Source organism: Atopobium sp. oral taxon 199 str. F0494 (assembly GCF_000411555.1).
Lineage (GTDB): Bacteria > Actinomycetota > Coriobacteriia > Coriobacteriales > Atopobiaceae > Lancefieldella.
Window position 1 is genome coordinate 21,625 of sequence record NZ_KE150486.1, and the last position, 13,053, is coordinate 34,677.

The window sequence follows — 13,053 nt, forward strand, 5'->3', positions numbered from 1 at the left end:
CACGAAACGCCGGTCAAATACAATTTGGCTTTCTTCAAGAGTAGGTATTCTCGTGCAGAGTGACGCTTCTCTGGTAGGCTAGTGGCTTCGCAGCAGAGCGGTGTTCTTGCAGCAGGTCAATGGTTCTCGCGCAGAGTAGTCGCTTTCCTAGCAGGACAGTCGCGGCGCTGATATAATCTCTTGCGTTCGAGAGGAGGCGTTGTGTTTGACAGATTTCGCACCGGCATTCGCGCGAAAATTACTGAAATAAGGGAAAAGACGCATATGTCCGATACTGATGCGCAAGATACGGACGACACTTCGTCCGATGATGCCGACGCTTCCTCCGTTGTGCGCCGCACGTTCATGCTTGGCCTTGGCTGTGTAGGTCTTGTGTATTTTTGTATGGGTATCCGGCGATGCGGAAGCGGGATGCTTGATTTGCTTGGGCTCAAAGTTTCGGAAGCGCCCGCCAGTTTGAGTCTTCCGCAAAAGACTCCGGAGGGCTACGATCCAGATCTTGTCGCCGCGGCATATCTTGAGCAGAAGGTGACTGTCTATACCGACGATCCTGACCGTATCCAGGAAGCGGCAAAAACGTTCGAGCGACTCTTTGGAATTGTCGTTGATTATCAAATCGTTCCATCCGACAAGATGGAGTTCTATCTTGCGGCCAATTCCGATGATACGAATGAGTTAAATCCGTCGCCTTCTAAGCACCCCGTTGACGTTTGGTTTTTTGCCGACTCCGAACTGTTGGATCAAGCTGGCGGGAAGAACTTGCTAGCAAGCTATGATGCCCAACATGCGGAACATCTTTTGAAATCGACGTTTGCAAGCGAGAAGAAGCTTTGGTATGGCGTAGCAACAGATCCTCTGGTTCTTGCAATCAACTTGGAGCGTCTGGAGGCCATGGGTCTCTCGCATCCGCGCGACTGGAATGATTTTCTCGATTCCTACCTCAGAGATCAGATAGCGGTGCCTGAATATGGAACAACGCACAGCGGCAATAGTCTTGCTGCGGTCATGATGGGAAATCTTGGGGTGGAGCAGGGGACTGCTTTTCTTACGGAGCTCGCTTCTCATACACCTCAGCTACATGGTGATACCTATGCCATGATGACTGACCTGGGGTTTGGCCGCTCGCTGGCTGCGATATGCCGTGCGAGTGAGGCCTTTTACACGCTTGGCAAAGATGATTTCGACAACGTGGTGCCGCTCCTGCCGTTGAGCCCTACTCGCTTTACAACCTATGGAGTGGGGATATCGGCCGCGGCTAAGCACATGAATGCTGCCCGTTTATGGATTGAGTTTTGCCTGTCAGCTGACTTTGCAAGCAAGATGGAAACGACAAATTCGTTTGCTATGCCGGCGATTTCTGGCGTGAAGGCGCCGTGGTATATGGATCGAGTGCACCTTAACGGTGCGGTTACTGCCCTGCGCGAGGCGCCTCAATCCGTTGATGCCAATGGCAACACGCTTTCACCTGCCCAGGCGGGCTCGTTGGCGAGAAGTGCGCTTCTCTCGTAAGCAAACCGTTGAAGCGCGTCCGTGCGCCGAACGCGTCTGTGCGCCGCGAATTACGTTAGGTGCGAAGTCATCCCATGAAGTACGTTAGCGCGAAGGCGCCCCGCGAATTACGTTAGGTGCGAAGTCACCCCGTGAAGTCTAGACGTAAAACAGCATCTCGTTGTAGCTGGGAACCGGCCAGAAGTCATGCCCGCATATGAGCTCCATCTCGTCGACGATTGTGCGGAGACGCTGCATTGCAGGAATAATTTCATCGCGGTAAAACTCGCATTGCACCTGAGGCTTTGAGCGCAGTGTGGCGGCATGGGTGTTTTTTGCCTCAAGTTCACCAACAGCGGCGTAAATCTCATCAATACCCTCGGTCAGCTGCTTCGCAACGTCGAATTCAGCTTGAGACTTAATGCCTATCGTCTGTTTGTGAGCCACGGACTCAGCTACGTTTCCTGAATACTTGAACAGCGCCGGCAGGTACATGTGGCGGGTCATGTACGACATGGTTTTAGCCTCGATGTTGAGTACCTTGGCGTACTGCTCCGCTTTTGCCACATAGCGAGCGTGCGCCTCGTTTTCTGACAAGACGCCATATTTCTCAAAGAAAGCAATGTTATCGGGGGCGATAAGCGCAGGAAGCGCGTCAGGTGTGGTGCGAAGGTGGGGAAGGCCGCGCTTCTCGGCAATCTTCTCCCATTTACTTGAGTAGCCGTTGCCTTCGAAGAAAATGCGCTTATGATCTTTGAAGGAATCAATGACCCAGTGGAGCGCACGCTTTGTAAATTCGGACTCGGACGCGTCGGCAAGGTCCGTGGCAAATCGGTCGCATTGCTCCGCGACAATCGTGTTCAAAACGACATTGGGATCTGAGATGTTTTGCTGGCTGCCGCACATGCGGAATTCAAATTTATTACCTGTGAAAGCAAAGGGACTGGTGCGGTTTCTGTCAGTGTTGTCGCGCAGAACCTTGGGCAGCGTCGGCACGCCTAAATCCATCCGGGTGCGCTTGGCGCCGTGCACGTCAGTGCCGCTCATCAGGTCATTGACGACAGCGGAAAGCGCGTCGCCCAAAAAGACGGAGACGATAGCGGGAGGGGCTTCATTGGCGCCCAGGCGGTGATCATTGCCTGCGGAAGCGATAGACATGCGCAAAAGGTCAGCGTGAACGTCAACGCCCGCGACCAAGCACGCTAAAAAGACGAGGAAGCGGAGGTTTTCTCCGGGATTTTCACCCGGCTCAAGAAGGTTCTCGTCATCGGCAGACAGCGACCAGTTGTCGTGTTTGCCGGATCCGTTGACATAGTCAAAGGGGCGTTCATGCTCAAGACAGGCAAGACCGTGATGCGGAGCCAAAAGCTTTAACTTTTCCATGGTCAGAAGGTTGTTGTCAATGGCAAGTGTGCCTTGCTCAAAGACGGGTGCCAGCTCGTGCTGGCAGGGGGCGACTTCATTGTGTTTGGTTTTAGCGGGGATCCCTAGTTTCCAAAGCTCGTCGTCGAGCTCTTTCATGAAGTCGTTGACGGTTGGACGAATGGCGCCGAAATAATGCTCATCAAGCTCTTGACCTTTGGACGGCTCGCAGCCAAAGAGCGTGCGGCCGCACAAAATCAGATCGGGACGCTTTTCAAAATCCTCTTCGCGAATAAGAAAATACTCCTGCTCAGGGCCGATATTGGTGACAACGCGCTCGGGCGTCTGCCCAAAGAGTGCAAGCACGCGTTTGGCTTGGCGCTCCAGTGCCAGTTGAGAGCGCAAAAGCGGCGTGCGCTTATCGAGAGCTTCTCCCGTATAGGAGATAAACGCCGTTGGAATGCAGAGCACCTCGTCTTTGATAAAGGTGGGGCTTACGGGGTCCCAAACCGTGTAACCGCGGGCTTCGAAAGTCGCGCGTAGGCCGCCTGAGGGAAAGCTTGACGCGTCTGGTTCGCCTTGAACGAGCTCCTTGCCGGAGAACGTCATCAAGATCGTGCCGTTGCCTTGCGGCGTCATGAAACTATCGTGCTTTTCTGAGGTGATGCCTGTCAGCGGTTGGAACCAGTGCGTAAAGTGTGTGGCGCCGTGTTCGAGCGCCCATTCCTTCATGGCATGAGCCACTTCGTTGGCAATGTCGATGTCAAGCGGTTTTCCGTGTCTGATGACATCGCGCAGACGTTTATAGGTGGGTTTAGGCAGCCGCTCCTGCATATCAGCATCGGTGAATAAAAGTGTTCCAAACTCGCGTGATACCTTGTCGTTTGCCACGAGGCCTCCTTGGACGGGTAAGCAAGGGCAAGAAGCGCTTCTCACTACAGACAGCTACAGACAGCGAGCGCAAGAAGTTCTTCTCGTCACAGATTCTACTGTACGCCATTGATTTTCGCACGACAGCGAGAAAAACGTCTTTTTAATGGACGGGAATTTTGCTCGCATTTCCAAAGCGCGCCGAGAAGTGCGTGGGGAGAGGTACACTTGGAAGTCACTTGAGAAGTTACTTGGGGTCATTCCAAAAAAGTGCCACAGTTGTGATAAAAATACTTCACAACTCATGGCATTTTTAGGGGATTTATCACAACTGATGCCTTTTTTAGGAGTTTTCATATCACAACTCATGTACTTTTTTGGAAATCGGTGCGTGTGCCACAAAGAGAGTGCGTACCGTGAAACAAAAACGTGCTATGAAGTCCTTCTCGCTAATTCGTGGACCTCGCGGGCCTCGCGGCTTGCGTGAACCTCAAGGAGCTTGCGAATATACCACTGCTTGCCGATACAATCCGAGTACAATGGACGGATAAGCTTGCGATAGGAGAGGTATGTCCGAAACCGCCCACACAGAAACCGCCACCACAGACGCTGCTCGCACAGACGCCCACACAGACGTCGCGGCCGGTGCTTCCCGCAGGACCATCGCGGTCATTGACGGCAATTCGCTTATGCACCGCGCGTTTCATGCCATCAGACAGCCCATGTCCGCTCCCGACGGTACGCCCACTGGCGCGCTTTTTGGCTTTTTCAATATGTTCATCAAGATGGTCGAGTCCTTTAAGCCCGATGGCGTTATCTGCGCGTTTGACAAAGGAAAACCGCAGGTTCGCATTGACATGCTCCCGCAGTACAAAGCTCAGCGTCCTCCTATGGACGATGCTCTTCATGTGCAGTTTCCTATCGTAAAAAATCTACTTCGGACGTTGGACATTCCCGTATGCGAGCTTGAGGGCTGGGAGGGCGATGACATCCTGGGCACGCTGGCTCGCCGCGGTGAGGAAGCCGGTTATGAGATGCTCCTCTTTACGGGAGACCGCGATATGTATCAGCTCTCGACTGAAAACGTCAAAATTGTGTCTACGCGCAAAGGCGTGTCCGACGTTTCCATTATGACCCCTGAGTCCGTGGCCGACCTTTATGCAGGCATTACTCCCGCCCTGGTGCCGGATTTTTACGGACTCAAGGGAGACTCGTCCGATAACATCCCCGGAGTTCCCGGAATCGGTCCTAAAAAGGCCGCTCAGCTTATTGTAGAGTACGGCAGCTTGGACGAGGTGCTGGCCCACGCTGATGATGTCAAGGGAAAAATGGGCGAGAACCTGCGCACACATAAAGAGGACGCCCTGCTCTCGCGCAAAGTTGCCACGATTCGAACGGACGCTCCGATAGCCATCAATCTTGCCGACGCAAAGTTCCCTACGTTTGATCAAAATGCTGTTGTCGCGGCCTTTTCAAAGCTGGGATTTACCGGTATGACAAGGCGGTTGGCGCGTATGGCTGGCGAGAAGGGCGGACTTTCCACAGCTCCCGAGGGCGAAGAAGCTTCTGTCCCAGCGGCGCTTGCGCTTCCCGAAATCCTTGAGGCTGACGATGCCAATACGGCTTTGGCGGCGTCACTGGCGCGCGCGGAATGGCTGGGTGTCGCCCTTGATACCGGCAAACAAGACGGCTCGCTTTTTGGACTTGAACACACGCTGTGGGTTGCGACTTCTTCTCATCTGCTGAAGTTTGAGGATGATAACGCGACCTCGGCGTTGTTGCGACTGTTTAAGGAAGGCAAGGTTGCAGCAGGAGACGTAAAAGAGCTTCTGCACGACGTGAGTCCCGTGGACTCCTCGGAACCTGAGTCTTTCGATCCTGATACGTTGGCTGCCGAGCGCATTTTTGATACGGGCGTAGCTGCCTATCTGCTTGAGTCTGACCGTTCGGATTTCGCGGTTCCCGGTTTGGTAGAGCGCTACTTTGGCGTGGAGCTTCCTGACGGCGCCGACAAAGTCACCGGTAAAGATGCTGGCAAAGGTACCAACAAAGGTACCGACAAAGTTCCCGCTGCCGCTTTTGAAGCGAATGCTGTCCGCGCGCTTTCCAAAGTGCTATGTACAAAGCTTGAGGCCGACGGCTCGCTTGAACTTTTTAAGACCATTGAGATGGGGCTGCTTCCCGTACTTGCCGCGATGGAGCGTCGCGGATTGTATGTAGATCCTGCGAAGCTCAAAGAACAGTCTGTTGATCTCGGAGAAGATATCGCTTCTCGCGTAGCTCGCATTCACGAGGCGGCGGGTGAAAACTTCAACCTTGATTCACCAAGCCAGCTGAGCCATGTGCTTTTTGACGTGCTGGGTTTGCCGACATTCGGGTTGAAAAAAACACGTTCGGGATTCTACTCAACCAACGCCAAGGTACTTGCCGATCTGGCGGATGAGTATCAAATCGTCGCTGATGTACTTGAGTATCGTGAGCGCGCCAAAATCAAGTCGACGTATCTGGATGCGTTACCCGCACTGATCCGTGGCGACAAGCGCGTCCATACCACCTTTAATCAGACGGTGGCGGCAACGGGTCGCCTTTCGAGTTCCGATCCGAATTTGCAGAACATTCCCACCCGCTCCGAGTTGGGGCATCGCGTGCGCACCGCGTTTACCGTTCCTCAAGATCATGTATTTCTCGCGTGCGATTATTCTCAGATTGAGCTTCGTCTTTTGGCGCACCTTTCGGCTGATGAGCACCTGGTAGCGGCTTTTAATTCGGGCGCGGATTTCCATGCAGCAACCGCTTCACGCGTTTTTGGAGTGCCCGTGGAAGACGTTACCCCGGAGCTTCGCAGCCGCGCAAAGGCCGTCAACTTTGGCATCGTGTACGGGCAGCAGGCATACGGTTTGGCTACCTCCCTTAAGATTCCGCGTTCTGAGGCTCAGGATATGATTGACAGGTACTTCGCAGCATATCCGGGGGTCCGGGCGTATTTAGACGAGTCAGTTCGCATAGCGCACAAGAAGGGCTATGCTGTCACTATGTACGGACGCAAGCGCCACATTCGTGAGTTTGCGCAGCATAATCGCCAGCTTATTGCCTTTGGTGAGCGTACTGCTATGAATCATCCCATGCAGGGAAGCGCCGCTGACATCATTAAAATTGCTATGATTCGTGTCGAGAAGCGCCTGCGCGAGGAATCGCTTGCCTCAAAGCTCATCTTACAGATTCATGACGAACTCGATCTTGAGGTACCGAATGCCGAAATTGAAACGGTTTCCCGGTTGGTAAAGGAAACGATGGAAGGCGTAACAACGCTCAAAGTGCCCCTCATAGCCGATGTTTCATATGGCCCAAACTGGGCAGAGGCTAAGTAGGCTGATTTTGGTGGACAGAAAAAACTCAGGTGCGGCAGATATGATGCACGTGGTCGCGTACACAGACGGCGCCTCCCGAGGTAATCCCGGACCGGGTGGGTACGGCGCTGTTTTGGTCTATGTCGATCCTTCCGGCGCTCGTCATACTCGTGAGTTTTCTCAGGGATATCGTGTCACGACTAACAACCGGATGGAGCTTTTGGGGGTAATAGTTGCGCTTGAAGCGCTCAAACACCCGTGCTGCGTTGAAGTACACTCCGACTCAAAATACGTGGTCGATGCCTTTAACCAGGATTGGATATCCGGATGGATCCGCCGCGGTTGGAAGACGTCCAACAAGCAGGATGTGAAAAACGTTGATCTCTGGAAGCGCCTGTTAGCGGCAAGCGCTCCTCATGAAGTACGGTACCTGTGGGTAAAAGGTCATGCCGGAGAGCCGCTCAATGAGCGCTGCGACGAGCTTGCAACTACAGCCGCTGATGGCCAAGACCTTCTTGAAGATACAGGCTTTCTCGCTTAGTTGGGTAAAATCAAATTTTGCTTAGCTTGATAAAACCCAATGGCACCATCGTTTTTATCGCGTTGTATCCAGATGACGCACAGGTATGCCGTTAAAGTGCTTGTTGCGTATGTGAACCAGAATGGCAATGCTGGTAATTACCGTGAGGATAGTGCCGACTACAGGAGCATACCAGAGAGCGTTAAGACCAAACGGGGCGAGAAGCGCAATGGCGGTAACCGGAAAGACAAAGGTTGCCAGTACGCTGATGACGCTTGAGATCTTGGTTAGCTTCAGCGCGATGACAAATTCCTGCGTGCAGAAATAGATCCAGTTGATGCACAGCGCGCCGGAAAAAGTGCGCAAAGCGGGAACGGCCATAGCAAACAGCTCCGGTGTCGCGTCGGGAATGAAGAGATGCACCAGCAGTTCAGGACAGAGGAACATAAGCGCCGCGGAAGTTAGGCCGATAAGACCGCCCGCAATAAAAACGTAGCGAGTGAGAGCGATAACGCGATGCTTGTTTTTGGCGCCCCAGTTATAGCCAATGGCGGGCTGCACGGCGTCTGCTTCTCCGTAGACAAGAGGTGTGATAATACCTGCTGAAAAGAAAATGACGCCATATGTGGTAACAGCGTTTGCACCCCCAAGGGCCAGAAGCGTGGAATTCATGATGAGGCTGTAAATGCGGCCTGAAATGTTTTGCAAGAAAACCGCCAAACCGTTGGCGCAGACTTCGCGCACAAGCTCCCATGAAAAATGCGGAGGTACAAACTTGAGAATTTGCTTGTTGTGTAAGAACGGCCACATGCCGAATACCGCGGAGAAAAGCATCGCGATGCAGTAGCCAAGCGCTGAGTATGCTACATCAAGGCGAAGGACGGCCAAGAAAAAGAATTCAAGGACGGTGCCGAGAATAGCGATGATGAAGCTCAGCATCATAGAGCGGCGAATCATGCCGCAGATCTTGAGGAAGTTATCGGCGGCGTAGTTGATAGATATGAGCGGCAAAAAGGAGGCGTAGACACGCAAATAGATCGATCCCTGTTCAACGAGTTCTCCCTTTGCGCCCAGAAGAATCAAGATACCCGGCGCAAAAAGAAAGAATATGGCGCCCAGTACAAAGCCGCCGATATGGATCATGATGACCGAAAGGGTAAATACATCGTTCGCGCGGTCAAAATTATGTTTGCCATGCTCTACCGCAATGACGGCGGAGGAGCCAACGCCTACGAGGTCAGAAACGGCAAAGCTCATAATGACCAAAGGAAGTGAGATGGTAACCGCGGCAAAGGTATCAGCGCCGAGAAAGCGACCGACTAAGATGCCGTCGGCGGTATCGTAAAGCATGGAGGCGAGCATAGCGATGGCGCCGGGGATGGCGGCTCGCAAGAAAAGCTGAAGCGGGGGAGTTTCCGCAAAGAGTTTGTTCTGTTCCATAACACCCTTTCGTAGTATCGTTCAAGAAGCATGTCCCATGTACCTGTCAAAGCAGTTGCCTTTGCACATGCAAATCGCAGCGCGGACATGAAGCGCAATACGAAAATGTGTTATTTCAAGAACATTACTCTTGATACTCCCTTCAAAATCAATGCGATATACCGGTTGTTGCACCTATAAACACCATAGAGAAAGCGATGTTTATACAGGTAAATCACCTGTATGCCATAATAGCTTGCTATCATAGCAAAAAACAGGCGTCATACGAGGCAGATGTTGATTTATCTATAAAATGGTTCGGTTTGTGTGTATTGTGTCATGATAGAAGAGAACAAATACCTGTGTATTCAGCGCGTATACGCTAAAGATTAGAAGCGTTTCGGAAATGATGAGGCATGGATCAAGATAAGCAAAAAACGACAGATGAACGTGAAGTCGCCAAGCGCATTCGTGAGGGAGAAAAACTTCTCGCCAAAAGTGCGGAGGCTCTGAGCGCCGCGGCTTCAACAGCGGAGAAAGTCTTGATAGCCGAGAAGTGTGATTTTGCGGCAGAGCCTCAACACGATGATGTCAGAGCTTCCATTCCGAGAACGACCGCCCAGCATATGCTGTATTTCGTCTCATGGATCGCTCTGCTGTTTGGTGTTGCGGATATCGTGACGTCGCTCGTTTCGGGCAGCGCGATACTTATGGGCCTTACTCCGGCACTCCCAACCGATGTAACGCGGTTAGGCGGACATGTCTTGGGAGAGGGCAATCAGTACCTGCTGTTTTACGGTTTTGTGATTGCGCTTGGTCTTCTGCAGATGCTTACCGGGTTTCTGGGCATTCGCGCCGCGAATGACTCGTCAAAGGTCAATTCGTTTCTTGCGCTTTGCTATCTTGTCGCGCTCTTTTTGGTAGTTGTGACGCTGAGTGCATGGGGTGATGGAAAGCTCATTATTTTTGATCCCATGGTTATTATCATCACCATCATATATGTGGGTATCCTCTCAAACCTTGGAGAACAGGTAAGACGTGAGTATGACGCGGGCGTCTCTGGAACAGTTTTTATGCGCTCACGCTACCAGCGAATTCTGCATTTTCTCGCTGTCGCTACAATTGGTGTCAATGCGGTCTACCTTATTGTGCTTGTGGTGCTTTTAGGCGTGGCTGATGTAGGCAACTACGTTCCCATGCTTAACACTGCCGATATTAAGGCGGTATTTGCCGGTGCAAATCCGCTTTCAATCCTCTTTGATGCTGCCTCGGCGCTGTTTACCCTCTTCGTGGTTCTGATTGCATTGAGAGGGTCAAATAACGCGCGTTTTATCAGACCCTTTGTTATTATTCAATTTTTGATAACGTCTTTGAATATCGCTGTCCTTGTCTGGAACGCTCTCGTAGGAGGTTTAACAAGCGTTCAGGCAGGCAGTGTGGTCACAGTGGTATATAACCTCGTTATGCTTTACTTGGGAGTCCGCGTTGAGGAAGAATTGCCGGACAGCATATTGGCTCGGATTTTACCCCGTCTGCCTTTACGGTCTGTCTTTTTCAGAACTCCGTCCAAGAAACGCAGTCGTTAGACAGCACGCGCCCGCCAGACGCATTGCACTTGTAGCCCTTGCGTCCAGCGGGACATGGCGTGTCCAGTGAATCATAGCGCGCTCGTCAGTACAGTACACTCACACTAAGCGAGCGTTAGGCAACACCTGTGATTCCAAAGGCGTCATTGAAGGCGTTATCGGTGTTTAGACTGCCTAACACTCGCATGGTTTGCGTTCTTCTCAGCAAGGCGTTAGAGGTCAAGCTCCATAAGCCGTGCAATGCTCACAATGTAGATCTTCAGGGCGCGACGGAGCCATTCTTCGGAAACGCCTTCGTCGGGACCGTGTTCCGCGCCTACCCATGCTGGGATTGTATCGACTTCCGCGCGTTCAACGGGACCGAAAGCAACAGCGCGCTTGAAATGGCGGGCATAGGTGCCACCGCCGATGACAAACGCTGTGCCCTCGTGGCCGGTGTATTCGTGATATGTATCGAGTAGTGTGGCGATTTCAGGGGAGTTGGGATCAATATAGAAGGGGACTGCGTCCGAAAGCACGCGGAACGTGCAGCCATACTCCTTTCCGAGGCTGGTCATAGCGGTGGTCAGAGCTTCTCCGGTGGTAGAGGTGGGATAGCGAGAATCCACGGTCTGAACAAAGCGACCGTCAACTGTGCGGACGGTGCCGGAAATACAGGTCAGAGGGCCAAACTTATCGTCAGCGCTTTGAATGTTTGCGCTTGTGCCGTCTGTCGTGGAACAAAGCCGCGCGGAGAAATTGAGGAAGATACGCTCAGCATCGCTGCAAAGATTGTTTTCAAGCAGGTACGCGTCGAGCAGACCGATAGCATTTACCGTGCCCTCAGGCATAGAGGCATGACCGCCCTTGCCATGAGCTGAAATGCGGGCAAGAGGTCCCTGCTCGTCTGCGCCTGCGTCCTCGATGTCAATGTGAGGTGCATCCGGTAGCTTTGAGGCGTCAGCGCGCACGAGAGCGCAGGCAAGACCCGGGATGGCGTTGGGAACCGTGCCGCCGTCAAGCTCAAGGATTTTCTCGCCGGCAATGGCATCGGAAGTAAACTCCGCATGATAGACGCCCTTCTCGCCGCAGATAAGCGGAAATTCCGCATCGGGCGTAAAGCAAAATGCCGGCTCGGGATAGCGCTCGAGGTAGTAAGGGACATCGCCCATGCCGGTTTCCTCGTTATTGCCCACGATAGCGCGCAGGGTGTAGGGCAAGAGCTTGCCAGTTTTCTTGACGTGTTCAACAAAAAAGTGAGCAGCCCAAAGAGAAAGCACAAACGGGCCTTTGTCGTCCAAAACACCACGTCCGAGCAGGTAACCGTCTTTGCGCGTCACGTCCAGCGGGTCAACAGTCCAGCCCAAGCCCAGCGGCACAATGTCGGTGTGGGCGATTGTGGCGATATACGTTTTTGACGCGCCGGGAAGGTCTCCGAAACCAAGGTATCCATCGACGTTGGTGGTCTCAAGACCCAAGCGCTCTGCCAGCTCAAGGCCGCGACGCAGCGCTTCGTAGGACTTTGGCCCCCACGGCTTGCCCGGTTCGGCGGCAGAAAGATCTTCGACGGATTCTACTTGCACAAGGTAGCGGATATCTTCAACGATTGTTTCCCAATTTTCATCAACATAGGCTTCAACATGTGACTTGAATGCTGCGTCGTCCATAGCTTCTCCTTATATCCTTACAGGTAGCTGCGCGTTTTGATTAAAGCGCAAACTCTCAGGGAACAATAAGCAAGTTCAAGTATAATCGGGCGAAACGTCTGGAGGAGCTACATATGACGAAAAAAATAGGACGAACTCCCGCAATTCTGGTCAATGACATCGTTTTTGTGGTGCTTATTGCCGTAAGTGTCTTTTTCATACTGACTAAACCCGAAGAAAAGCCGAATGACGTTGTTTTATTGATGACATATGCTTTGGCGCCAGCAATGCTTTGGTTTGCGGCGCTCGCGCTTATCGGGTTGCAGATTGCCAACTTTACGAATGTCCGGCTTTCGCGAGCGGCTCAGATTACCTTTCGTGTTCTGGCGGGCAGCATTTTTGGGCTGATGATCTTCTCGTCCGCGATTTTCGGCATTCCCGTACACGCTTTCAAAGTTCTCGTTTCGCTGCTCCTTCTTGTTGCGGTTATGGCGCCGATAATTCTGGGCGTCTTTGGTTTTCTCTATGGGCTCAGCTGGGCTCAGACTAAATCGTCTGGCGAGAAGAACCTTGCATCTCCAGACTCTCGTGCTGCTGATGGCGCCTCTGCAGACGAAAGTTCATCGGAGCCTGATGGCGTGCTGGTGTCTGGCACGTATCACAAGACCCTCACGCAGGGCGAGTCTGTCGCCGCAAATACAACTTCCGCTAAAGACGGAGCTGCTGCCACAGGCGCGACTTCCGCCGAAGGTAACGCTTCGACCAAAGATGAGTGAACTAGAGGCGAGTAAACCAAGACGAGTGGATCACACTAAAACAGCACCTAGCGCTACTAA

Annotated in this window: 8 protein-coding genes; 5 read left to right on the plus strand and 3 right to left on the minus strand. The window is 52.6% G+C overall.

The genetic code is table 11. The features are described from left to right. Positions 1–201: 201 nt before the first annotated feature. Positions 202–1,509 carry an ABC transporter substrate-binding protein gene (locus HMPREF1527_RS00075; RefSeq protein ID WP_016476658.1) on the plus strand — a complete coding sequence of 436 codons (1,308 nt, stop codon included), beginning with the start codon at positions 202–204 and terminating at the stop codon, positions 1,507–1,509. A 138-nt stretch (positions 1,510–1,647) separates the two neighbouring features. Here the strand turns inward: HMPREF1527_RS00075 and HMPREF1527_RS00080 are convergent, their stop codons facing one another. Next, complete coding sequence (locus HMPREF1527_RS00080; protein WP_016476659.1) at positions 1,648–3,741, minus strand: glutamine synthetase III; 2,094 nt, start codon at positions 3,739–3,741, stop codon at positions 1,648–1,650. Between the two features lie 548 nt (positions 3,742–4,289). Between HMPREF1527_RS00080 and polA the strand changes: the two genes are divergently transcribed. Beyond that, complete coding sequence (polA, locus tag HMPREF1527_RS00085) at positions 4,290–7,088, plus strand: DNA polymerase I (RefSeq protein ID WP_016476660.1); 2,799 nt, start codon at positions 4,290–4,292, stop codon at positions 7,086–7,088. A 43-nt stretch (positions 7,089–7,131) separates the two neighbouring features. Then, the gene (rnhA, locus tag HMPREF1527_RS00090) at positions 7,132–7,608 is read left to right on the plus strand and encodes a ribonuclease HI (protein ID WP_035433748.1); all 477 of its coding nucleotides are present in this window, start codon (positions 7,132–7,134) and stop codon (positions 7,606–7,608) included. Positions 7,609–7,662: 54 nt separating this feature from the next. Here the strand turns inward: rnhA and HMPREF1527_RS00095 are convergent, their stop codons facing one another. Next, entirely contained in the window at positions 7,663–9,027 is a 1,365-nt protein-coding gene (locus HMPREF1527_RS00095; protein ID WP_016476662.1) for an MATE family efflux transporter, read from the minus strand. A 395-nt stretch (positions 9,028–9,422) separates the two neighbouring features. Between HMPREF1527_RS00095 and HMPREF1527_RS00100 the strand changes: the two genes are divergently transcribed. Continuing rightward, on the plus strand, positions 9,423–10,592 hold the full coding sequence (locus HMPREF1527_RS00100; RefSeq protein ID WP_016476663.1) for a hypothetical protein: 1,170 nt from the start codon (positions 9,423–9,425) through the stop codon (positions 10,590–10,592). Between the two features lie 212 nt (positions 10,593–10,804). On the opposite strand, the gene HMPREF1527_RS00105 is transcribed toward HMPREF1527_RS00100, so the two are convergent. Beyond that, positions 10,805–12,238, minus strand: coding sequence for a Sapep family Mn(2+)-dependent dipeptidase (locus HMPREF1527_RS00105; RefSeq protein ID WP_016476664.1), 1,434 nt, complete (start codon positions 12,236–12,238; stop codon positions 10,805–10,807). 113 nt (positions 12,239–12,351) lie between these two features. Between HMPREF1527_RS00105 and HMPREF1527_RS00110 the strand changes: the two genes are divergently transcribed. Next, positions 12,352–12,993 carry a hypothetical protein gene (locus tag HMPREF1527_RS00110; protein ID WP_016476665.1) on the plus strand — a complete coding sequence of 214 codons (642 nt, stop codon included), beginning with the start codon at positions 12,352–12,354 and terminating at the stop codon, positions 12,991–12,993. Positions 12,994–13,053 lie beyond the last annotated feature (60 nt).

Bases quoted from the DNA above. Each gene is read 5' to 3' on its own strand.
- polA (WP_016476660.1), top strand. From the start codon at position 4,290: ATGTCCGAAACCGCCCACACAGAAACCGCCACCACAGACGCTGCTCGC.
- rnhA (WP_035433748.1), top strand. From the start codon at position 7,132: ATGCACGTGGTCGCGTACACAGACGGCGCCTCCCGAGGTAATCCCGGA.
- HMPREF1527_RS00095 (WP_016476662.1), bottom strand. From the start codon at position 9,027: ATGGAACAGAACAAACTCTTTGCGGAAACTCCCCCGCTTCAGCTTTTC.
- HMPREF1527_RS00100 (WP_016476663.1), top strand. From the start codon at position 9,423: ATGGATCAAGATAAGCAAAAAACGACAGATGAACGTGAAGTCGCCAAG.
- HMPREF1527_RS00105 (WP_016476664.1), bottom strand. From the start codon at position 12,238: ATGGACGACGCAGCATTCAAGTCACATGTTGAAGCCTATGTTGATGAA.
- HMPREF1527_RS00110 (WP_016476665.1), top strand. From the start codon at position 12,352: ATGACGAAAAAAATAGGACGAACTCCCGCAATTCTGGTCAATGACATC.